Annotated in this window: 17 protein-coding genes and 2 pseudogenes; 6 read left to right on the top strand and 13 right to left on the bottom strand. The window is 61.1% G+C overall.

All coding sequences use genetic code 11. The annotated features are described in order from the left end of the window. Nucleotides 1-339: 339 nt before the first annotated feature. Nucleotides 340-753, bottom strand: a complete 414-nt coding sequence (locus D9V34_RS14310; protein ID WP_121689174.1) for a recombinase family protein — start codon at nucleotides 751-753, stop codon at nucleotides 340-342. 445 nt (nucleotides 754-1,198) lie between these two features. Between D9V34_RS14310 and D9V34_RS14305 the strand changes: the two genes are divergently transcribed. Further along, nucleotides 1,199-2,077 (top strand): SMEK domain-containing protein, encoded by an 879-nt coding sequence (locus D9V34_RS14305; protein ID WP_121689173.1) that lies wholly within the window; start codon nucleotides 1,199-1,201, stop codon nucleotides 2,075-2,077. 48 nt (nucleotides 2,078-2,125) lie between these two features. Here the strand turns inward: D9V34_RS14305 and D9V34_RS14300 are convergent, their stop codons facing one another. Genes D9V34_RS14300 through D9V34_RS14285 form a run of 4 tightly spaced genes read right to left on the bottom strand, consistent with a single transcriptional unit; the run spans nucleotide 2,126 to nucleotide 5,921 of the window. Then, nucleotides 2,126-2,980 (bottom strand): DNA-processing protein DprA, encoded by an 855-nt coding sequence (locus D9V34_RS14300; RefSeq protein ID WP_121689172.1) that lies wholly within the window; start codon nucleotides 2,978-2,980, stop codon nucleotides 2,126-2,128. A gap of 6 nt (nucleotides 2,981-2,986) precedes the next feature. Further along, a complete protein-coding gene (locus tag D9V34_RS14295; RefSeq protein ID WP_121689171.1) occupies nucleotides 2,987-3,799 on the bottom strand; it encodes a hypothetical protein in 813 nt (270 codons plus the stop codon). An 8-nt stretch (nucleotides 3,800-3,807) separates the two neighbouring features. Continuing rightward, nucleotides 3,808-4,623, bottom strand: coding sequence for an endonuclease (locus D9V34_RS14290; protein WP_121689170.1), 816 nt, complete (start codon nucleotides 4,621-4,623; stop codon nucleotides 3,808-3,810). 2 nt (nucleotides 4,624-4,625) lie between these two features. Further along, nucleotides 4,626-5,921 (bottom strand): DNA cytosine methyltransferase, encoded by a 1,296-nt coding sequence (locus D9V34_RS14285; RefSeq protein WP_121689169.1) that lies wholly within the window; start codon nucleotides 5,919-5,921, stop codon nucleotides 4,626-4,628. Nucleotides 5,922-6,795: 874 nt separating this feature from the next. On the opposite strand from D9V34_RS14285, the pseudogene D9V34_RS14280 reads away from it, so the two are divergent. After that, nucleotides 6,796-6,933: pseudogene (locus D9V34_RS14280) on the top strand (thiamine-binding protein); the annotation flags it as partial. 156 nt (nucleotides 6,934-7,089) lie between these two features. Here the strand turns inward: D9V34_RS14280 and D9V34_RS17640 are convergent. Continuing rightward, the gene (locus D9V34_RS17640) at nucleotides 7,090-7,731 is read right to left on the bottom strand and encodes a hypothetical protein (protein ID WP_147441700.1); all 642 of its coding nucleotides are present in this window, start codon (nucleotides 7,729-7,731) and stop codon (nucleotides 7,090-7,092) included. A 768-nt stretch (nucleotides 7,732-8,499) separates the two neighbouring features. Further along, complete coding sequence (locus tag D9V34_RS14270) at nucleotides 8,500-9,393, bottom strand: alpha/beta fold hydrolase (RefSeq protein WP_121689167.1); 894 nt, start codon at nucleotides 9,391-9,393, stop codon at nucleotides 8,500-8,502. A gap of 264 nt (nucleotides 9,394-9,657) precedes the next feature. On the opposite strand from D9V34_RS14270, the gene D9V34_RS14265 reads away from it, so the two are divergent. Both D9V34_RS14265 and D9V34_RS17875 read left to right on the top strand, forming a co-directional pair. Next, complete coding sequence (locus D9V34_RS14265; RefSeq protein ID WP_183091985.1) at nucleotides 9,658-14,577, top strand: DUF7927 domain-containing protein; 4,920 nt, start codon at nucleotides 9,658-9,660, stop codon at nucleotides 14,575-14,577. A 33-nt stretch (nucleotides 14,578-14,610) separates the two neighbouring features. Continuing rightward, on the top strand, nucleotides 14,611-14,838 hold the full coding sequence (locus tag D9V34_RS17875; RefSeq protein WP_183091984.1) for a hypothetical protein: 228 nt from the start codon (nucleotides 14,611-14,613) through the stop codon (nucleotides 14,836-14,838). A gap of 24 nt (nucleotides 14,839-14,862) precedes the next feature. On the opposite strand, the pseudogene D9V34_RS18300 reads toward D9V34_RS17875, so the two are convergent. From D9V34_RS18300 to D9V34_RS14235, 5 genes and pseudogenes are all read right to left on the bottom strand, one after another. Beyond that, nucleotides 14,863-15,006: pseudogene (locus D9V34_RS18300) on the bottom strand (phosphotransferase); the annotation flags it as partial. 14 nt (nucleotides 15,007-15,020) lie between these two features. Continuing rightward, complete coding sequence (locus tag D9V34_RS14250) at nucleotides 15,021-16,055, bottom strand: RES family NAD+ phosphorylase (protein WP_147441699.1); 1,035 nt, start codon at nucleotides 16,053-16,055, stop codon at nucleotides 15,021-15,023. Beyond that, nucleotides 16,048-16,983, bottom strand: coding sequence for a sce7725 family protein (locus D9V34_RS14245; protein WP_245992028.1), 936 nt, complete (start codon nucleotides 16,981-16,983; stop codon nucleotides 16,048-16,050). The genes D9V34_RS14250 and D9V34_RS14245 overlap by 8 nt, the downstream gene beginning before the upstream one ends. Before the next feature lie 20 nt (nucleotides 16,984-17,003). After that, nucleotides 17,004-17,894: a sce7726 family protein gene (locus D9V34_RS14240; protein ID WP_121689162.1), complete on the bottom strand. Its 891-nt coding sequence runs from the start codon at nucleotides 17,892-17,894 to the stop codon at nucleotides 17,004-17,006. 196 nt (nucleotides 17,895-18,090) lie between these two features. After that, the gene (locus D9V34_RS14235) at nucleotides 18,091-18,666 is read right to left on the bottom strand and encodes a TetR/AcrR family transcriptional regulator (protein ID WP_121689161.1); all 576 of its coding nucleotides are present in this window, start codon (nucleotides 18,664-18,666) and stop codon (nucleotides 18,091-18,093) included. Nucleotides 18,667-18,742: 76 nt separating this feature from the next. Here D9V34_RS14235 and D9V34_RS14230 point away from each other — a divergent pair, with 76 nt between their 5' ends. Next, a complete protein-coding gene (locus D9V34_RS14230) occupies nucleotides 18,743-20,203 on the top strand; it encodes an MFS transporter (protein ID WP_121689160.1) in 1,461 nt (486 codons plus the stop codon). Here D9V34_RS14230 and D9V34_RS14225 read toward each other — a convergent pair. Continuing rightward, nucleotides 20,151-20,690: a GNAT family N-acetyltransferase gene (locus D9V34_RS14225; RefSeq protein ID WP_121689159.1), complete on the bottom strand. Its 540-nt coding sequence runs from the start codon at nucleotides 20,688-20,690 to the stop codon at nucleotides 20,151-20,153. The genes D9V34_RS14230 and D9V34_RS14225 overlap by 53 nt on opposite strands. Before the next feature lie 189 nt (nucleotides 20,691-20,879). Here D9V34_RS14225 and D9V34_RS14220 point away from each other — a divergent pair, with 189 nt between their 5' ends. Continuing rightward, the gene (locus D9V34_RS14220; RefSeq protein ID WP_121689158.1) at nucleotides 20,880-22,115 is read left to right on the top strand and encodes an MFS transporter; all 1,236 of its coding nucleotides are present in this window, start codon (nucleotides 20,880-20,882) and stop codon (nucleotides 22,113-22,115) included. Nucleotides 22,116-22,199 lie beyond the last annotated feature (84 nt).

Here is a 22,199-nt window from a genome sequence, read left to right as displayed (position 1 = left end):
GTTCATGTTCTCGCTTATGATGAGTGCGTTAGGGACCTGTGTTGCGGCTGCTTTGACTTTTGATATTGCGAGTCCGGACCTCCGATACTTTGGATGCGCCTAGATACAAGCGGTAGCCCGCACGTCATCCCCTTTAGCAAAATCCTCGTCGTGGTGTGACTTTCGCCGCGACCGAACCTACTCGGAGGCGGCGGATAGCCGGGAAGCGCCCTTGACATTTATAGCGAGGAAGGCCGCGCACTCTTCGCCTATGACCGATGGAAAACGTATGATCGATGGGAAAGTGGCGCGAATTGCAAAACTTCCACTTGAGTGCGGGTACTCATCGTTGTTTTGCTTTTAGTTATTGTGCTGACAACTCAGTAACAACAACGCAAACCTGCCACTGTCGCTTAGCACCGCAGTCGGTGTCTGACGGGACACGCTAAGATATTGATTCGCTTTTGCTTTCGGCACGTCGGCAGTGCCCCGATGGCGTGTTTCCTTGATCTGCGCTGAGCTGAACTTCGGCACCTGGCCATATCCTTTCTTGGGTTTTGTGACGACTAATACCTCGACTTTCCAGTCCCGGATCAGCTTCTGTTCGAACTGCGATCTCGCCGTAATTATTGTAAGTGTGGTTTTGGCCCGGGGAGTGCCGCCGTTCAGCGCCGGGTTGTCGATGAGCTTTAGGACGACGTTCTGCGACTTGAGCAGCTCGACGAGACTCAGCAGGCCGGCCGTGGGCGTGGTCGATAGGTCCGGCGATTTCACGCGCGCTTGGTCACCGCGTGGACGTTCGCAAGGATTCCGTTGACCTGCGCGCGGTCGGCTATGCACTCGCCCGAGTTCTTTTCCAAAAACACCTCGTCGACGTCACCGCGCGCTTCGGGTTGCCATGCCTTGTTTTGGCCAGCAGCGTTGACGCGCCCCTTTCAGACTGCCGTTTTGGTCACTAATGTCTAGACCTTTCGCCAATTACACCCACCGGTATTGCGACATCAATTAGACTGATAGTAATTCCGATGTATTACTCGGTGATCCGCGGGGTATAACACAATTAACAATTTCAGAGACCTGATTTTTAGTCGAGCTGGTAAGAACCTGCCGAGGAGTCGAACGAAGCTCTCGAAATCTCGATACCGTGAGCACGTAGCCTGAACGTGTGACGCCTGTCTGTCATAATGACCAAACGCAAGCACCTGATAAGGAGAACAGAATGCGCGAGGACGATTTGAAGAGACGAATCGTCGACCGGATGAGTGTGATAGACGCGCATGTAAAGGGCCGCACAAAGCACGGTTTGAATGATGCGAGCACTGCGATCGAAACCCTTTATCGGGAGGTGCTCAACATGACACGAGGCTGGAACCTGACTTCCGCGAACTTCGGACAACACGATTTCCCCGCAGTCGACTTACACGACGAAGGTCAGCGAATTGCCGTCCAAGTGACAGCAACCTGCGACACCACGAAGATCGTCAAGACCCAGAAGGCTTTTCAAGATCACAAACTCGATCAGGCGTACGACAAGCTTATTTTCATCGGTATCGAATCGCTGAAGACATCGAGCAAGCTTGAGTTGTGGGCAGAAATTTGGTCCCAGAGCAAGCTGCTGAATCTTGAGAACCTGGATTTGCAGCAGCTAGAACACCTCGATTCGCGACTTGCGCAAAGCATCTCCTGGCACGCCTTCGTCGAGATGTCCGACCGACACTGTTTTGACGTAGTCATGGGGATCCTTGATCGCGACGCTATTCGGCACGAGACCTCTCAGGAAGGCGACTTCGGGGCCATGACCACAGGCCTGATGGACATCAAACGGATAGTAAACAGCGGCGAGATTCCGGGGACTCGTCATCTCGCTAAACCGCTCCCGCTTTACTCACAGAAGTATCAGGACATCCTCCTCGAAATCGATGAGAGTGTTGGTCGCATGCGCAGTTTGGTCCAGCGGAACACCAAAACAACTGACTACCTTCCGTGGAAGGTTGCAACGAAGGTCGATTTAATGAGGCACGAATTGGTCAACTTGGTGAACGCCTTCTGCGACGCGAACAACCACGGTCGACGGATTCGGGTGTGGTCGGGTGACTAGAGGAGTCATCGACCTCGTCGAGGCGAGCTGGGGTTCGAGCCAGTCCAGCTAGAACAAGGTTGGTAGATCCACCACGGGCTCGGCGGATCGTACTTCGTCGAATGAATCCCGCAGCTCCTTAGGTGAACTGACTGCCGTGGCCCCCTTCTCGATCAGGATGCGATTGCCTGGGGGAGTTTCGTCGCCGAAACCGACCGTCAGGACCGTGCGACCGAGTTTGAGAGCACCTTCTCCGGCTGCGAGCGTGCCGCCCTTCTCCCCTGCCTCCACCACCAACAGCGCCTTGGGGAGGCTGAAGACGATCCCGTTTCTCGCCATTGCGGCATGTGCCCTCCACGGCTGCGACGGAGCGAACTGGGACAGCACGAGGATACGATCCCAGTCGAATGCGTCAGCAAAGTCGCGCTTTACGCGGAAATGGTCCATTCCCTCGGCAAGCACCACAACTGTGCTTCCACCTTTACGGAGGGCTGCCAGGTGTGTCGCGGTATCGATGCCCGCTGCATAGCCGGATACGACGGTCATCCCCTTCAGCGTCGCTAGGGCACCACAGCGAGATGCTGCTTCCAGACCTCTAGCGCTCGCATGCCGTGACCCGCACATGCCGATGCCATCCCGGTAGAACAAGTCCTTGTTGCCTCGGTAGAAGATGATCGGAGCGACTGGTCTTTGCTCCGAGAGCAAACTGCTCGGGAAGTCGGGCATCGTGAAGATGACGACTCCGACGTCGTTGCGCCGCATCTCGTGGGCCTTCTTCTCTATGTCGTCGAGAACTGCGGGGGAAAGCTTGGCATGTTCGTGCTCAAGCGCGGCGATACCGCCATGGCGAAGCGCGGACGTAATCCGTCCCGGTGTCCGCAGGGTCTCGAACGCTGAGAGTGCGAGCTCTAGGATGTCAATCACGGGCTGTCACTTTCTCAGCGTTCGCGCGGCGGTGAGTGCGAACACCTCACTGGCACCCGCGCGTCGTGCTGCTCGTGCCGCTGACTCAAGAGTGACGCCCGTGTGAAACACATCGTCAATGAGGAGAACCGCCCCCCAGTCTACTTCGCTCAGCTCGAAGTCGTCGCGAACGTTCCTGCCGATCTGCTCCTTTTGAGGCGCGCGCGCCGGTCCGATCATCGGCATAAACTCTCGCCCCGACTGCTTCGCGACGTCCTGACCAAGGATTTCACCGAAGCTGGTCCCGTCACCTTTGCTCCCTGGCGGAGCCGATATAACCTGTGACCTTGCCAGAATTGGGTGGGTCTCGATAGTGCTACTCATCGCTTTCAGTAGATCACGTCGTGCCTGCCGTGAGCTGCTCCACGTTGGATTGTTCGCGTACTTTGTGCGATAGATGAGTTGGCCCGCGGGCGTGTGGACCAACTCGCCCTCATCATCGGCCTGCTTGTACCAATCCAGGCTCAACGAAAGGTCGATGCTGGCGCTGTTCGGAATAGAGAGCAGCTCGGTGAGATCCTCACAAAGGTCTGCGATCTCCTGAGAGACGCCGTTCTGGAAGTAAAGTGCGTGCGTCCATCGTTCTCGACCCTTGCCGTTCAGCGACCTTTCCACGCATGAACCTTTGGCCACTGCGGCGATCTGAGCAATCACTTCTTCGGGGCCGCACAACATCAACATCGAGTTCGGGTCGCCCTTGTGGTCCCGGATGTCGTAGCTCTTCAGCTTGTTCCCGCGGCTGTCGGCGGAGAACGGCGGAAATTGAATTGATGAATCCATGCGTCCTCCTAGGCATCTTCGGGGCCCGCAGCTAGGCCATAGCTCTGGAGATCTGCGACTGTAATTTCGTTCGACGGCACTAGCTTGTAGTGTGCCTCTCGGCGGATAACAACCCGATCATCTTGGACTGTGAGGTCGAAGAGGGCGATGAGATCGCCAGCGAACTGTACCGAGATGTTCCGACAAATCATGTTCGGCCAACGAACATCACAGGCTGCCATGTCCTGCTCAACTTGCGTGATTCCGAGTCGGTCACTCCCCCCCTTGGCTTGCACAGGGAGGATGAACTGTCGCCCGTAGCGGTCAACGGCGGCGTAGATTTCGTCGACCTCAACCTGGCCAATTTCAGCCACCTTCGTTCGCAAGTGGCTCTGGAGCGAGTAAGACGCAACACCGAGGAAGATATCGATCAACCGGTTGTATCGAACCTTGGCAAGCAGCGCCTGCTCATCGTTGAGAGCAGCCGCCGTGATGATCTCTGGCGTCGCATCTGGGATCTTCGTGACACTCAGTGAGGGATTCGGCACAATTTGGATCTGGGTCGGGATCGCATCGAATCGATACTTTCCATCTCCGGCACCTCGGATGATCCACTCCATCCCTGCCGGTGCCGTCCCGTTGATCGAAGCAGGCATGTCTTTCCGGAAGCGATATGTATAGGGAATGTCTCCGAGATTCTTTACGCGCTTCAGCCCGAGGACCTCAGCCCCAGTATCGAGGTCCTCACGATCCCAAGAGACTTGCAATGAGCCGGCAGTATGCCGCTTCTCGAACACCCAGCTGAGGATCTGCTCATAACGAGGCGGTGACTTGGGCGTCGCCATGTTCAACCCACCTTTCGGTCGCGCTGCGGAATCACGCGCTCAGTGAGCCCGAAATAGGTGTGTGCCTGGCCAGCCGTCATGTAGAGGAGATCGGCGGACCCAAGCTTCACCGGCTTGCCCTTGATCGGCGTGACCTTATCGGCGGCAAGAATCGCTGCGCCGACAGCGCGTCCCAGACGAGCTGGGACGGAGTTCCCGATCTCGCGAAAGCCGTTCCACTTCGTGACGTGAAACCTGTACCAGTCGGGATATCCATGGAGTCGAGCGGCTTCACGGACAGTGATCACACGCGGGTGCACCGGGTGGATGGGGCGAGGCGCTGTGAACGCTCCGCGGTCCGATGCAGTGCCAGCGCGGAGCGTGTTGCAGACCCCGTCCGGGTGCAGGCGAAGGAACCTGCTCACGGTCTCGGTTGTGCCCGGCTCGGCCTCCTTGAACCGGTCGATCGACTTTTTGGTGTGTACAGTTCGAGTCGACGAAGTGAGCCCGCTTGCCAAGCGCGGACGGGGACGCGAGAAGTCGGTCGGGTCTGCCTTCGAGCCACGCAGCCGCGCCGCATATTCGCTCGCCTTCCCGTACTCGACAGACTCGACGTTGTCGTCGTGCAGCAGCTCGTCGAACAGGTCAGCATCAGGGAGATCGCCGAGAGCCTCAGACACACTCGGGCCGACCGGGAGCGTCGGGTTCTTGGGGACTTCACCCTTGATTGTGCGAGGCGTGTGTGTCGCCTCAGGGTATTCGGGCAGGACGACGTCATTGCGTGCGCCTACAAGGAAGACACGACGTCGTGACTGAGGCGATCCATAGTCAGCCGCTTGAAGAACCTTGATCGGCGTTTTCACTCGATACTTCCCGCTAGCCTCAACCATCTCGACAACCTCGTCGATGAGCTGGCGGTGGCCCCCCACCATTAGCCCGGCCACGTTCTCCATCAGAAAGTAGCGCGGCTCCAGCTCCAGCACGACGCGGATGAACTCTTTGAGGAGCGTGTTTCGCGGATCGTCGATCGCCCGGCGTCCGATCATCGAGATGCCCTGGCACGGTGGGCCGCCAGCTACGAGGTGGATCTCACGGTCCCCGATGGCAGATTCCTTACGGATTTTGGCACCTGTGACCTTCGATACATCGTCAGCGAAAGTCTTGCCGTACGGGAAGTTGAACTCATGTACGGCAGCGTGGATGGGATCATACTCAACTGCCGCCGCAATCTCATATCCGGCCTGTTCGAGCCCGAGAGAGAGGCCTCCGGCACCGGCAAAAAGATCAACAGCGAGGGGGCGGCGAACATCGATTAGCATAATGCAAAGACTATCCTAAACGATCGATGTTCGCCTGGTTTGCGCGACGATGGAGGGTGTCTTTTTACTCGTATCCGAGCTCCAGTCTCCGCTAAAGTTAGCTCCGGGCAGATCGCAGACAGAGGTGTCCCCTGCTCATAAGAAGACCTCAGCATGACCGTAGTCGCCACTTATGACACTGCCTCGACCTTCTGGGTTAGTGCCTTGCCCCCTGCATCGCAGGCTGACTAGTCGCGAGCGGCCCGACACTTACGGCGGGTAGTGCTGCCTTTCGCTGGCTTGCGAAGGACTCTGATGTCTGAACCACCAGTACATCCCCATACGTGACGAAATCACCCTATGTGTGGCGCTGAGTACGAACGCGTATTCGAAAAGATTCCCGATCTCCAGTGCGGCGCACTTTGCGCCTGGGTGCGTCCGGCGACTATCTTGATTAAGATGACGGTGACTGGCAGAGCGTCTCCGGCTTTGGAGAGCATTTTGGAGGGAAAGGGTGCGGGGAGTTTGGTAACGGCTATATTGCCAACTCGCTGATGAGATCGAACTCCTGTGACAGATTCCTGAGGGGATCGTAAGATACTTTTTCCTACGTTCCCGGACAAAAGGTCTAGCCATCGCATGTGAGACGGTTGACGTACTAAACAGCGGCGAATACCTGTTCCAGCGCATGGGGTGGAGGATTCGGAAGGGGAGCGCTCGGGGCCCTTCGCGCGAAGACCATCGTGATATGTGCTTGTCTGCGAGGAATGCTCTGCGAACTCTTCACGATTTGGCTGCTGCTCGAGCTTGATCTCGGGGAGATCTGAGTGTGCCGCTTCTCGGATCATGGTACCGTGCCGGATCGGTACATGATGAAAACAATCGGGGCAACCGCGTCGCGCAGGCCGCCACCGAAGCCGTGGGCCAATTTGGGTCGCGCGTTTCACTGGTGCTCAAGGCGGACATTCGCCCGGGCTACAGCGGCGAGCTGACGGCCAAGTTGAACAGCCTGGAAGAGTCGCTGGGAATTTAGGTCGATCCGGACTTACAGACCTGGACTTATCCTAAATGCGCGATTTGATGGCAATTCTGCGGTAGCAATTGATTGTCTTCGTCGCTTTGTCGTTGGAAAATCGCTAGGGCAATGACAGCTGTGTGGCCAAGTACAGGATTCTCTCATCAAACGCTACTACTGCACTCGCCAAACCAAGACGCGCCAATTTGGCACATTGTCATGAGAAGGTTTGTAAAGCGTAGAGTGCACGCCTGAAGGTAAAAACGGCAGTCGTGAAGATAGTTCCGCTTTGACAGTCGGCCTGAGATTTCTGTCGAAATTGAAGGTACGGACACGGCTATCGAATGGATAGGCCAAGAGACGTTGCCGTTTGGCACCTTGGGGCGCGAGTAAGCCGCTGTTTAGCAAGTGATCAACTCGATCTTTACCGCCAGCAAGAACGAACAAATTCGTAGAACCTGGGTTAGAATTCTTCATTACTACAAGTCGCCCCAAATCATTCAGAATCGTGTTCGGTTTGCAGTGGGAACTGCCAGCCCATTTGGCCTCGATATGAACAAAAGACGAGTTATCTTCCCTGTCTACAAGTGCGAAATCGAGTTCTCGTTTGCGTCCCGGAGAGTTAGGTTTCTGTAACGCAGGTGCAGCGAAACTTGGTTCAAGGCTTGTTTCATTGGGGGCAATATGAGAAGCGAGAATCTCATTCAAAACGCCATGAAGATAGTGTTCACCAAATGCGTGACCACGGTTGCACGAAAAATCAAATTCGAGTTTTCCATACAGCCCATCTGCGAGTTTCCGACCTAGATTGACCATGGTTGCAATCAGATCATTTTGTTGCCCGGCTGCAATAGCCCCACTTTGGGTCGGAGTTCATCTATTTTGGGATTGCTGTGGGTCTTGATCGAGTCGGAAAGGTGAATTGTTCTCCGCTGCTAATCGATGTGTACGCTGACCCGCGTTACGACGGCCGCCTGCGCCCCCACTACCGTCGCGCGGGTTGGTTTAAAGAATGCAATGCTAACTCCGCCGTCGCAACTGACGAAATTGCGACATAGCAAACTGTCAAATCCGCAGGACTTCACCAAATCTTTCAGGGATTGCAGGGAGATTATCCTCATAGGAAGCGCTCAGAGGGTGAATGGGGCAGATGAGGTCAAATCTGAGTTGAGCGTTGAGCGTTGAGCGATGAGCGGAGGGAAGTTCATTGAGACGGTTGCGGTTCATGGGTCGATCGAGAAACTAACGAATCTTATGCATCATTTCATGGCACAAATCCTCCTACCGATGGAACTGGCCAGCCGAAGGGACTCGGGTCTGTCCGAAGGTAGGGCGTACGCCCTCACCATCATCGAGGACGATTGGAGCTAAGCCGGGGTTGTGGGCGCGTTTGGATCCCGCGTTTCGCTGGCGCTCAAGGCGGGCATTCGCCCGCGCGACAGCGGCGAGCTGAGTTCCAAGCTGGATCACCTGGAAGAGGTGCTTGCGGAGTAGCCGAGAGGCGATGCTCAGACAAATTGTTCCCCGGCGCCGGAGGCATCAGACTTCTACACATCGGGTCTCGGAGCGTCGGGCTCTGCGGCCTCAGCCGATGAGACTGAGGACCGCGGCACCGAATCCTGCCGGATCCTCCTGTGGCGGGTTGTGTCCGACACCGGGCAGGATCACGCGCCGGAAGGAGCCGGAGAAGAGGGACGCGTGCTCCGAGGAGTCGAACCAGCCGAACCCATCCGCCCCGCTGTCTACCGAGACGGTGGGGACGGTGATGGCTGGTCGCCGGGCGAGGCGCTCTTCCAGCTCGTCGTAGCGTGGGTCTCCCTCGGCCAGTCCGCAGCGATGCCGATAGGAGTGGATCACCACGTCCACAAAGTCCGGGTTGTGCAGGCTGACCGCGGTGTCCGCAAACGCGGTGTCCGCCTCGGCCCATTCCGGCGACCAGTCGCGCCAGAGCCCGCGGCATAGGTCTTCGCGGTATCGCTCCAGGCCGCGCCGACCCCGATCGGAGTGGAAGTAGTACTGATACCAGGACAGCTTCTCCTCGGCGGGCAGGTCGGGTTCAACCGATCCGGCAATGTCCTGGATGGGGTAGCCGGACACCGTGACCAGGCCGTCGATCCGCTCGGGGAACAGCGCCGCGGCCACCGAGGCCGCCCGTCCACCCCAGTCGTATCCGGCAACGATTGCCCGCTCGATGCCCAGCGCATCCATGAGGTCGATGACGTCCCGGCCGAGCGACGCCTGCTGGCCCGAGCGTGGCGTCTGGTCGGAGCGGAACCGGGTCGGACCAAACCCGCGCAGGTACGGTGCAATCACGCGCATCCCCGCGTCTGCCAGGATCGGGGCCGCCCGGTCGTAGGAGCGGACGTCATAGGGGAACCCGTGCAGGAGCAGCACCGGGCGGCCCGCCGGATCGCCGAGCTCCTCATAGCCGATGCGGAGCGTGGGCGTGTCGACAAATGCGACGTCGCTGATGGGCATGCGGAGTCCTTTGATCGGGGCTCGCGGCCAAACGCTTCGACCGCTACAGCCAGGCTATGCCCAGGGGCGTGGCTCCCCATACCAAAATCCCGGACAAAACACACCCTAGCTTTGTGTGCCAGGTATGGATAACATTCGTACAAGCTGTCCGCGGGGGCGCACCGACATGACGCAGTGCGATCGGTATGCGGGCAGCGAAACGGGGGGAATTACACAGCCATGCCTGGACTTTCCAGCGGTAATTATCGACGCCAAAAACGGGGCTTGCTACGCAAAACCGCGGCGGTGATCGCGAGTGTGGCCCTGATGCTCGGGACGGCGGTGGGGTTTGGTTCCGCCGCGGTCGCTGCATCCAATCAGGTCAACATCGATAGCATCACGTTTGTCACCGAAGAGGGTGTGCAGATTGATGAGTTCCGGGATGGCACCAAGCAGTGGTTGGACATCCAGATGTCCATCCCGGGAGACGCGGTCGTTCCGGTTTCCGGCACGATTCCGCTCCCCGGAGAGCTTCGCGGTGAGCCCGAGACCATCACACTCTACGCACCCGATGGCACACCGAACGGAACCTGCACGGTGAGCACTACGTCCGTGTACTGCGAGCTCGATGACGACTACGTCGAGGAGCACCCGCAGAACATGGAGGGGTTCTTCAAGTTTGAGGTAACGGTCATCAACGGCAACACCGAGGATGAGACCGTCCGCTTCCCCATCGTTGACAACTTCACAAACGAGGTGACCATTCGCCCGGGAGGCAGTCAGTGTGAGGAGGACTGTGAGCTCGATCCTGAGGATGGCTCAAAGATCGGCTGGTACGACAAGACCGACGACACCATCGGGTGGGAGGTTCGTGTTCCTACCCCCGGATCGGACGGCATGGAGATCGGCGTTCCGGTCACCGTCATCGACGAGATCGACACCTCCATTTACGAGGTCCTGCCAGGCAGCCCCTACGTTGAGTACTTCGACGTTGTGGTCGTGGAGCCGGACGGCCGCGAAGAGCTTAACTTCTACTCACGAACCTTTCTGCCCGAGGATGAGTTCACCGTCAGCAAAGGCGGTACACAGGTAGACTTCATCACCGCCACCGGAAACCGCTACCAAGACCCCACCCTTCCCGAGGGTGAGCGCGGGCTCAAGGGCCGCGTGTACTGGGTCACTTGGAAGGTTCAGACCCTGGACCACGGTGCCCAGGGCACCTATCGCAACAGCGCCACGATCATCGTGGGTGATGACGGAGAGCGAACCGAGGTCGACGGCTCGGTGACCAACCAGAGCGGCAGCGGCGGCGCCGTGGGCACCAATCAGGGCCGACTGGCATTTGAGAAGGAGATCACCGGCACCGCCGAGCGCGATCCCGATCTCCCCACCGCCTACGGCGTGAACTACAAGGCGTGCGATACCACCAAGCCCGGATACAACCACGCCTCGCACTCCGGTCCCGGCTGCATGGACGGGACCTTGACGCTGCGCCCCGGCAAGACCACATGGTCCAGCTCCTTCCCCGCGGGGACCCGAGTGGTGGGCGAAGAGGTCACCCCGACCGAGCCCGAGAACGTGGTCTGGGACGGTGAATTCCAGCTCGTGGATGCGAGCGGAAACCCCATTCCCGGCTCGGAGGGCGACAGCGTTTTTGACGTGACGTTTACCTCCGCAAACGGCAACCTGGGAGCCCTCACCTTTTATCGGGTGACCAACGAGGCGAACTATGAGGAGCCCTCGGTCGGCGCATTCTCGGCCAGGAAGGTCCTGGTGGACGCCAACGGATTGGCACCCTCGGGGCTGGCCGACTTCCGCCTGAACTACACCTACCCCGCGGCCGCCGATGGATCATTCCCGGCCGGCAGCGGGACCCTTCTTCTGCCCGCCAACGGCGAGGTGAAAACCAGCGGAGAGCTTCCCGTGGGGGCCATCCTGACCCTGACCGAGTCGACGCCCCCGGCGGTACCCGGAGGGGTGTGGGGAACCGCGAGCGTGGTGCCCTCGACCCTCACCATCACCGCCGACGGTCAGTCCGAGGACCCCGTGAACGTGGTGGTCACCAACACCCTGCTGCCCGCCCCGGCACCGGGATTCGTGGTGGGCAAGAGCTCCGACCCGGCCAACGGGGAGAGCGTGGCGCCGGGGGATGTCATCACCTACACGGTGACCGGTTCCAACACCGGAAACACCCGGCTGAACCCCGTCACCATCACCGATGACCTGGATGATCTCTGGGACTACGTGACCTACAACGGCGACGCGTTCGCGACCATCGATGGAACCACCTCGGCGGGCACCCTGAACACCGATCCGAAGAACGCGCAGCTCGGCTGGACCGGTGCCCTGAACGCCCGTGAAACCGTCACCATCACCTACTCGGTGACGGTCAAGCCCAATGCCTTCGGTGAGGTGCTGGAGAACCGGGTAACCGGCACCGCGGTGCCGCCGGTGGGCCCGCCGATCACCCCACCGCCCGGGGAGACCGAGCACCCGGTGCCCGTCCCCGGGTTCACCCTGGGCAAGACCGCTAACCCGCCGCACGGTTCCGAGGTAAACCCGGGTGACACCATCACCTACACGCTGACGGGTGTCAACACAGGCGGAACCATCCTCGACCCGGTGGAGATTCACGATGATCTGAGTGGGCTTTCGGAGTACGTCACCTTCAACGACGATGCGTTTGCGACGATCGACGGGACCACGGACGCGGGAGTCCTCACCCTGGACAAGACCACGGGGAAACTCGACTGGGCGGGCGCGCTGAAACCCGGCGAAACCGTCACCGTCACCTACTCGGTGACGGTGAACCCCAACGCCATCGGTCAGGAGCTGCAGAACGCGGTCACCGGTTCGGCGCAGCCGCCGGGGCCTGGCGTTCCCCCCATCACTCCGCCGCCCACGGATACCGAGCACTCGGTCCCGACTCCGGGCTTTGAACTCACCAAGGTGGCGAACCCCGCGGATCGCACCGAGGTACATCCCGGCCAGATCATCAAGTACACGGTGGTGGGAACCAACACGGGGGAGACCGTGCTGGACCCGGTTGTGATCGAGGATGACCTCACCGGGGTACTGGAGTTTGCCACCTATAACAACGATCACGCCGCGACCATTGACGGGAGCACCCCCGCAGGCACCTTCACTCCGGAACCGGTGGTAACGAACCTTGTCTGGACGGGGGTACTCGACCCGGGTGAGAGTGTGACCATCACGTATTCGGTGACGGTTGCCGAAAACGCCGTGGGGCACACGCTCGAAAACCGGGTGACCGGTGCCGGAACGCCTCCGGGCTTGCCGCCGATCGAGCCCCCGCCGGTGGACACCGAACATCCGGTCCCCACCCCGGGATTTGTGCTGGGCAAAACCTCGGTGCCGCGTTCGGGCGCGGATGTGAACCCCGGAGAGAAGATCACCTTCACGGTGACCGGCCGTAACACCGGCGGTACCGTGCTGGATCCGGTCACGATCCTGGACGAGATGGCCGGTCTTTCGGACTACACCACCTATAACAACGATGCCGAGGCGAAGATCAACGGGACGGGCCCCGCGGGAACGCTGACGCCCGACCTCGACGAGGCCACGCTGCTCTGGACCGGTGCGCTGGCCCCGGGCGAGACGGTGACCATCACCTACTCGGTGACGGTGAACGAGAACGCGGTGGGCGAGCTGCTGGAAAACCACGTGAGTGGGTCCGCCACCCCGCCGGGGCCGGAGCGGCCTCCGATTATTCCGCCGCCGGTGGACACCGAGCACACGGTGCCGACTCCGGGGTTTGAGCTGGGCAAGTCCGCCGATCCGGTGAGCGGAACCACCGTTCACCCTGGTGACACCATCACCTACACGGTGACGGGGAAGAACACCGGAGGGACGATCCTGAACCCGGTGGTCATCAACGATGATCTGAGCGGGCTGTCGGAGTACGTCACCTACAACGATGATGCCGCGGCGAGCATCAACGGTACCGATCCCGCCGGAACCCTGACACACGACCCCGAGGCGGCAACGCTGCTCTGGACCGGTGTGCTGGCCGAGGGCGAAACCGTCACGATCACGTACTCGGTGACGGTCAACGCGGATGCGTCGGGCGAGACCCTGAACAACCACGTCAGCGGCACGGCAACCCCGCCGGGACTGCCGCCGATTGTTCCGCCGCCCGTGGATACCGAACACCAGGTGCCGACCCCGGGGTTCGAGCTGGGCAAGTCAGCCAATCCGGAAAACGGCACTGCCGTTCATCCGGGGGACACCATCACCTACACGGTGAGCGGGATCAACACGGGTGAGACGGTGCTGGATCCGGTGGTGATTACCGATGATCTGAGCGGACTGTCGGAGCACGTCACCTATAACGAGGATGCCGCGGCGAGCATCAACGGAACCGATCCGGCAGGGACCCTGGTTCCCGGCGAGGACGGCGAATCATTGGTCTGGACCGGGGTTCTGGCACCGGGCGAAACCGTGACGATCACCTATTCGGTGACCGTCAACCAGGACGCCTCGGGTGCGCTGCTCCGCAACCGCGTGAGCGGAGAGGCGACCCCGCCGGGGCTGCCGCCGATCGAGCCGCCGCCGGGTGAAACCGAGCATCCGGTTCCCACTCCGGGGTTCGAGCTGGGTAAGAGTGCCGATCCCGCATCGGGCACGGTTGTTCTTCCCGGAAGCCGGATCACCTACACGGTCACCGGTGCCAACACCGGTGAAACGGTGCTGGATCCGGTGGTGATCGAGGACGATATGGCCGGGCTGTGGGAGTTTGTCACCTACAACGATGATGCGGTGGCCACGATCAACGGCTTCCGCACGGTTGACCCGGTTGTTGATCCCGAGGAGGCCACCCTGGTGTGGACCGGTGCGCTCGCCGCGGGACAGACGGTGGAGATCACCTACTCGGTGACCGTCAACCAGAACGCCGGGGGCGAGCTCCTGGAAAACCGGGTGACCGCTAGCGCCCAGCCGCCGGGGCTGCCGCCGATCACGCCGCCGCCGGCCGACACCGAGCACCCGGTTCCGCCCAAGCCCGAGAGCCCGGTGGTCACACCTCCGACCGTCACCCCCGGGGATCCCGCGGGCACCCCGCCTCCGGGCGGGCTGGCCACAACCGGTTCGCAGTCGCCACTGGAGATGCTGTTCCTCGCGGCGCTCCTGCTGATGCTGGGTGGCGCGGTGATGCTGCGCCGGGCCCGAGCCGGGTCACCGGGGTAGTGGAGTGAACCCGGGGCCATCCATGGTGTGATCATGAATGGCCCCGGTTCAGCGGGTTTCCTCCTCGCTCAGCCACCGGGAAGCCCGGGCGGCAACCGGGGAGATCTCGGTTTCCGGGTGTTTGGACACCAGCAGGAAGCCGAGCTGTTGGAGCCAGAACGTGCGCCGGCGAATCAGGGCGCGATGTACCTGATCGGTGGGCGCAATCCGGGCAAGCCTGTTCCCGCCGTGCCACACTCCAAGGCTCGCCAGATCGGTTGAGCGGTCGCTGGGGGAGGCGAGGTCTCAATCCAGAATCCCGCTTACTCGGCCGTTGTTCCACAACACGTTGTGACCCCCGAGGTCTCTGGGTGAGAGCACCGGAGTTTCGGGAGGGAGCTCTGCCAACGCGTCCACGATTTCGCGTGCACGCGTGCGTACCTCGAGCTCCTGTGGACGCCCCCCTACCGAAGCTGAACGCTGACCTGCTTCACGGCAACCTCCTGTACATCGATCAGGGTCGCGCGCGCAGGGTCAAACAATGCAACGTTGACCCCGCCGTCGCTGCTGACCGAGCTGCGATACAGGACCCCGTGGAAACCGCAGGACTTCACAAACTCGCTGAGATACTGGGTGGGAATGTACTCATATGGTGCACCTCGCGGATGAATCGGGCGGGTAAGTTCGAAACCGAGGCGCGCGATGAGTGGGAGATCGGCGCGCAGTTCGATGATTCCCGTCTCGTCCCAGATGAACGGTGAAAGCAGACGGCGCGGATCGCGAAGGTCCGCAAACTTCAGGTCCTCCTGCGCAAGTTGGAATGTTGCAACACTCGCGCTTTCGCCCGTATGAGGGCGCAACTCAGCCACCGACGTCTCGATGGTGGAGCCGAGGTACAGGTACGGAATGCCCGCCGGATTCGCGCGCCCATGACCGGCTAGATGGCGCGGCGGCGCGCCCATTTCGGACAGATGAAACGGAGTCGAACCGCTCATTAGCCGTGCGCGGTACCAGTTCAGACCTTCGAGGTCGGCGCGGGAAGTTGTGAGCCCACCAAGCAACTCCTTGAGCCGATCAAGATTCATCGGCTGATTCAGAAACCAGCGATTCTCATGCATCATCTCATCGCGCAGGTCGTCCCACCGGTGAAGCTGACCTGCAGCGGGATCCTGGATCGGCTCGAAGGACTTTCGTACTATTTGACCGTCATCTAAGACATCTGCCAACAGCCACATCGCATCGGCAGTGCTCAACCCTGATCCCTCAAAGAGACCCCACTCTTCCCTGAGGAGGTCAATGATGGGTTTTCCATCGCGGACAACCCGGTAGGTCGCCATCAGGGTGTTAAACCACAAGCTCAGTTGTTCAGGTAGGACGCATTCCATACCGGCGCTTCCGCAATAATCACAAGTCTGGGAGAGCGGATTACACTGTGCAATGAACTGCTCACGAATCAGCCGGTCACCAAAACAGGTAGCACAGCATCGGCGTTCAGACACGACCGTGGAACCCTGCAAGGGTCTCGATGTGGTGCTTGATCGAGAGCTTCTTCACGTACCCGAGTCCGGGGAAATGCCCGCGCTCGTGTAGCTCTTGAAACTCCCTTACGGCGCTGGTGTTGGCCACTGGCGAATTCGGTTCATCAACCTTTGCCACGAGCTTATTTAGTGCCTGGCTGAACTTGCCTGCGGGATCAAGCGGCGTATCGTTTGAATCCGATTTGAAGTGCGCCACGAACATCTGATCATCCTGGCTGGGATCGATATACGTCAGGTGGATAGCCACCGCATAGGCGGGCCCGCCGCCCTGGGCGAAGAAATCACCAACGGTGAGAAAGTCCCCGTACCCGTCGCCGCCCAGTTCGCTATAGGTTACGTGCAGATCGGAGAAGCGATCCACCTCGTCATAGTCGGCGTTCTTTTTTCGGATAAATCCGTCGGAGATAAGGACTCTGCGTCCACCGCGGAAGGGTCTGCGATAAAGCGTGTTCTGTGCGTCTAGAAAAACATGGGTGATGTCGGTGTCGGGTAGATGTTCTGCTAGGCCCTTACCGTCGGAGAAACCCGCGTGGATGACGGTAAACGGGCGCTCCTCATACTGGGTGATCAGGGCACGGGCACGTTCCAGACTCATCGTAGGAGTGAGAAGGAGCGCGGGAATGACCGCGTCATTATCTCCAAATACGTCCCGCAGCTCAGCGGCAAGGTCCTCTCCGTCGTCCTTATAGGCTCCGTGACGCGGATTCACAATCACCGTGGACGTGGCTCCGTGGAGAATAAGTTCGTCTAGGGTCCGGTTGAGCGTCGTAAACGATTCGTGCACCGGCTCGATGATCGGGGTGAACCCGGCCCGTGCGATCACGGGCGCAAGCTCCCTGATCGCGAGGAATTCAAACTGCTTACCGCGAAAAAACGGGTAGTACATCATTGTCCTAACTCCAGGTGACGCTATTTCCAGGTGAGTACTTCCGAGACCGGTTGGCGGGTGGCCAACCGAATGTTGTGTCGGGCCGATGCTGACGGATTAGTTGCCAAGATCGCCGCGGTCAATGGCCGCGGAAGTTCCCTGATTGAGAATTCCAGGTGTGCCTGGGATCGTGATTCCCGAAGCACCGCTACCGTGTGTGCGTGAACGGTTGCCGGATCGAGTGCTGCGAAGATGTGTCGAAGTGCGCCCCAGCGCCGAGTGTTGGGAACTTCCGGGAAGTCTATCCCCAGGCCGTCTAGAACCTTCAGTGCTTCATCGAACCTCAGGGTTTCGAGAATCGATAGGGCGCTGGTGCGCTCGGGTTGATCGAGGGCTGGTCTGACCGTTTGAATTCGGAACCGATCCGACAGTGTGAGCACCCCAACATCCTCGGAAGTGAGGCGGAGCGCGGCCTTAACCTGGGTGGGGCTGGTTATGACGTACACGCTTCCAAAGACCGATCGGTAGTCGGAAAGCTGGGTATGGAGACGCTGAAACGAGTCGCGTTCGGACTTGATTTCATATGCGGTCGACGTGCCATTGAGGACAACGAGGTCAGCCTTGGATCGGCCCGCACGGAATTCGTTGAGAACGGTCGCTGTGCGCAGATTGTGGCGACCCAGCAGAATTTTTTGTGTCAGCGCCGAACGGTACACGTAGTCGTCTCGGTTGCCGATTTTTTGCAGCGTGTGAAACGCCATCGTGTAGGCCTCGGCCAGGGTCGCGTGCGCGGGAAGTCGCTCAGGAATCGCCGTTTCAGATAGTGCCCGGGCCAGGGCCGGTGAGTATCCCCGACTCCCGATTTCCCGGATCGCCGATGCCGAAAAAATGCGCGAGAGCGCCGTGAGCTCTCCGGTCGATGTGCTGCTCACGGGCACCTCCTCCGGCGTTTCGTGGCTTGTCTCATCCTAGCTTCGCCCACGTTGAATCGGTGGACCACGGAGGTTCCGATTTGGCCTGGTTGTCCGCGACCTCCGAGATCGCCGGGCAGTTTTCGACGATCATTCGCAGCATCGCGCTGTCGGCTGGTTCACCGTCCGGATCTCAACCTCCATGGAATCGTAGGTGCTAGGCCGCTGGACGAATCAGCGCGGCCACGGTTGCGCGTATCCTTGCGCGAATCTGCTCGGGATTGAAATGGGCCACCTCGATTTCGTGAACCAGGAAGTCGACGCGCGTGGGGGACAGCAGCATGTGCGCGGTGAAATCGGGGTCCTCGATGCGGCCCAGCTCGCGCAGGAGTGAGACCAAAAGGGTGTGGCACCAGGTGTAAATCGGCAGCAGATAGGGATCGGCGGCTACGGTTTCGCTGGCCAGGCTCAGGCGCAGCGTCTCCAGCTTGAAGGTGATGATCGCATCCAGCACGGCGAGGATGCGCTCGTCGGCAGGGGTTCCGGGTCCAAGTGGTGGCGGGCCCGACAGGACGGCGGCCTGGAAGGGCTTGCTGCGCTCCTCGACCACGGCGCAGATGAGCCCCTGTCGATCACCGAAGCGTCGAAACAGCGTGCCCTTGCCCACCCCGGCGGCGGCGGCAATCTCGTCCATGGAGATACTCTGCGGGTTTGCGGCGTCGTCAAAAAGCTCGCCGGTGGCACGAAGGATGGCCGCATGGTTACGCGCGGCGTCGGCTCGAAGACTCGTCATGACACTTCCCTTGCTAAACGGACCGGTAGTCCGTATGCTAAACGGACTGATAGTCCTTATCTTAGCTGGAGCAGACATGAACCGCACCACCCCGCCCGTTGGCACCGTCCCCGATCCGAGGCGATGGCTGACCCTGGCCACCGTCGCACTCGCTCAACTCATGGTGAATCTCGACACCACAATCGTGAACATCGCCCTCCCCTCGGCCCAGGCAGACCTGGGGTTCTCCAACGGCGAACGACAGTGGGTGATCACCGCCTATGCGCTGGCGTTTGGCTCGCTGCTCTTGCTGGGTGGTCGGATCGCCGACCTCGTCGGCCGTCGCCGGGCCTTCATGATCGGGCTGATCGGCTTTGCGCTGGCATCGGCCATCGGCGGCGCTGCGCCCGATTTCGGGGTACTCGTTGTGGCCCGCGCGCTCCAGGGTGCCTTCGGTGCGCTGCTTGCCCCCACCGCACTCTCGGTGCTGACCACCACCTTCACCGTGTCCCGGGAGCGCTCGCGGGCGTTTGGGATCTGGGGCGCCATTTCCGGTGCCGGTGGTGCGCTCGGACTGCTGCTCGGCGGGATGTTGACGGAGCACTTCGACTGGCGCTGGACCCTGTTTGTGAACATTGCCATCGCGCTGATCGCCGGAATCGGGGCCCTCCTCTTTATTCGCCCGGCGGCCGCACCCGGTGAGCGCACGCCCCTGGATATTCTGGGCACCGTGCTGGTCTCGGGCGGGCTGTTCTTCCTGGTCTTCGGATTCTCGAACGCGGACACCGACGGCTGGGGTGCCGCGAGTAGTTGGGGCATGCTGATCGCCGCGGGCGTCCTGCTGGTCGCCTTCGTGGTGTGGATATTCAGGGCCCGCAACCCGCTGATGCACCCCTCGGTCGTCCTCGACCGCAACCGCGGTGCCGCCTACTCGGCGCTGCTGCTGGCGAGTGTGGGGATGTTCGCGATCTTCCTCTTCCTCACCTACTATTTGCAGACCGGCCTCGGCTACACTCCGACCCAGACGGGGGCATCGTTCCTGCCCTTGATCGGGGCCCTGGTAATCGCCGCACAGCTGGAAACAAACCTGCTGCTTCCCCGGTTTGGACCCAAGATCCTGGTGCCCATCGGATTTGTGCTCGCGGCCCTCGGCATGGCCTGGCTGACAACACTGGATCTCTCCAGTACCTATGTCGCGGACATCATGCCGCCGATGATTGTGCTCGGCTTTGCGATCGGCACGATCTTCCCGGGGTCGATTCAGACGGCAACCCTGGGGGTGAGGAGTGAGCATGCGGGGGTAGCCTCGGCACTGGTCAATACCAGCCAGCAGGTGGGTGGATCCATCGGAACCGCGCTGTTGAACACCCTCGCCGCCTCGGCAATGACCGCCTATCTGGTGGGGCATGTGCCGGCCACCCCGCAGGTGATGGCCGATGCCGCAGTCCACAGCTACGCCGTCGTGTACACGATTACCGCGGGGATTTTCGTGGGCGGGGCGCTACTTACGGCGCTGCTGTTTCGGCGCCGGTTGCGCGAGCTTCACGCCGCATCCTGAGATCACGCGGCCACGGCCAGGGCGGCACCGGGCCGACCGGGGTGAAGCCCAGGCGCTCATAGAGGCGCTGGCTGTCGGGGGTGCTGGCATCCAGGGTGGCGATGGCGCCCGCGGCGTCGATGTCGGCCAGGGCGTGCCGGATGAGGTGTCCGCCGAGGCCGCGCCCGCGGGCAGCCTCGGCCACCACGATCGCTTCCAGATGCCAGACATCCGCGGCACCGGAGCTCGGGTGTGGGTGGAACCACAGCGCGAGGGCGAGCGGGGTGCCGGTGGGGCCGGTGATCAGGTCGACCCGACCCTCGGCGAGGGCCACCCGCATTGCACGGCGGTAGTACACCCGCAGCACCAGCGCGCGGGCCGGTGCCCAGCGGATGATTCGTCGCCAGGCCGGATCCCGGTCAAACACATGCACGAGTAGCCGGAGGGCAGCGTGACGGTGAGTGCTGCCAAGCCGAATGATCGGCGGCGGGGATCCCGGCTGATCCATGCGGTGGCGCTCCTGCGTTGTGGACGGACCTCAAAGACGAAGATGACGTCAACAATCCTATCCGTGTGCCGCTCGGGTGCCTCGGCCCCCAAGTGGGCAGGGCCCCGCTTGACCACACAAATAATCTGCACGAATGAACCTTTGGTAATACGGTCGAATCGATTTGAGTAATGCCGTAAAATGGGTGTAATGTCCCGCACCTATGTCGACCCGGCGAGTATTACTCCGGCCCGGGTCCGTCTCTCCCTCTTCGCCCTGGCCATCGGGGCCTTTGGCATCGGTACCACCGAGTTTGTCGCGATGGGCCTGCTGCCCGATATTGCCCGCGACCTGCTGCCCGACGTGTACGCCACCAACCCCGAACTGGCCAACTCCCATGCGGGCTGGATGATCACCCTCTACGCCCTGGGTGTGGTGATCGGTGCGCCGACCATCGCCGCCGGTGTTGCCCGGTTCTCCCGGAAGACCGTGCTGTTCTGGCTCGCCGTGGCTTTCACCGTGGGTACCCTGGCCACCGCGGTCCTGCCGAGCTTCGGCTGGATCCTCGCCGCCCGCTTCCTCGCCGGTCTGCCGCACGGTGCCTACTTCGGCATCGCCGCCCTGGTCGCCGCACGCCTGATGGGCCCCGAGAAGCGCGGTCGCGGCATCACCCTGGTGATGACCGGCCTCACCGTCTCCAACGTGATCGGTGTGCCCCTGGCCACCTCGATTGGTCAGAGCATGGGGTGGCGGGCGGCCTTCCTGCTGGTGGCCGGCATCTTTGCCCTCACCGCCGTGGCCGTGGCCCTGGTCATCCCGCGGGTCAAGGGAAACTCCGAGCAGACCCTGCGCCGTGAGCTGACCGTGTTCAAGCGTCCCCAGGTGTGGTTCGCGATCGGCATCGGCGCCATCGGATTCGGCGGATTCTTCGCCGTCTACTCCTACCTGGCACCGCTCGGGACCGACGTGGCTGGCATCGACCCCGCCCACATCCCCTGGCTGCTGGCCACGATGGGTCTGGGTATGACCATCGGAACCCTCGCCGCCGGACACTTTGTGGACCGCAGCGTGCGCCGCACCCTCTACGGCTACTTCCTGATGATGGTGGTGGTGCTGATCGGACTGTACTTCGCCGCCGGATGGGCACCGAGCCTGTTTATCTTCATCTTCCTGGTGGGCTTCGCCTCCAGCGGTATCGGCCCGGCCGTGCAGACCCGCCTGATGGATGTGGCCGGCGACGCCCAGTCCATCGCCGCGGCCCTCAACCACTCGGCCATGAACATCGGTAACGCCGTGGGTGCCTTCCTCGGTGGCCTGGTGATCGGTGCCCAGCTGGGCTACCGCGCCCCGATCTGGGTGGGCCTTGCGCTCACCATCGCCGGCATCCTGATCGTGATGGCCTCCTACCGCGCCCAGCGGCACCTGGCCCCGCACGAGCGGGTTTAGCGCCAGAGCGGCACCGTCTCCTGCCTAAGCGCGACCATCGTTCGTGAGACGGCAGTCTGGCACTCTGCGTGAGCGCGACTATCG

The sequence above is a fragment of the Mycetocola lacteus genome, assembly GCF_003667575.1.
Taxonomy (GTDB): Bacteria; Actinomycetota; Actinomycetes; order Actinomycetales; family Microbacteriaceae; genus Mycetocola; species Mycetocola lacteus.
Note: the sequence above shows the minus strand (reverse complement) of the source record. Positions and strands in the feature narration are given on the sequence as shown.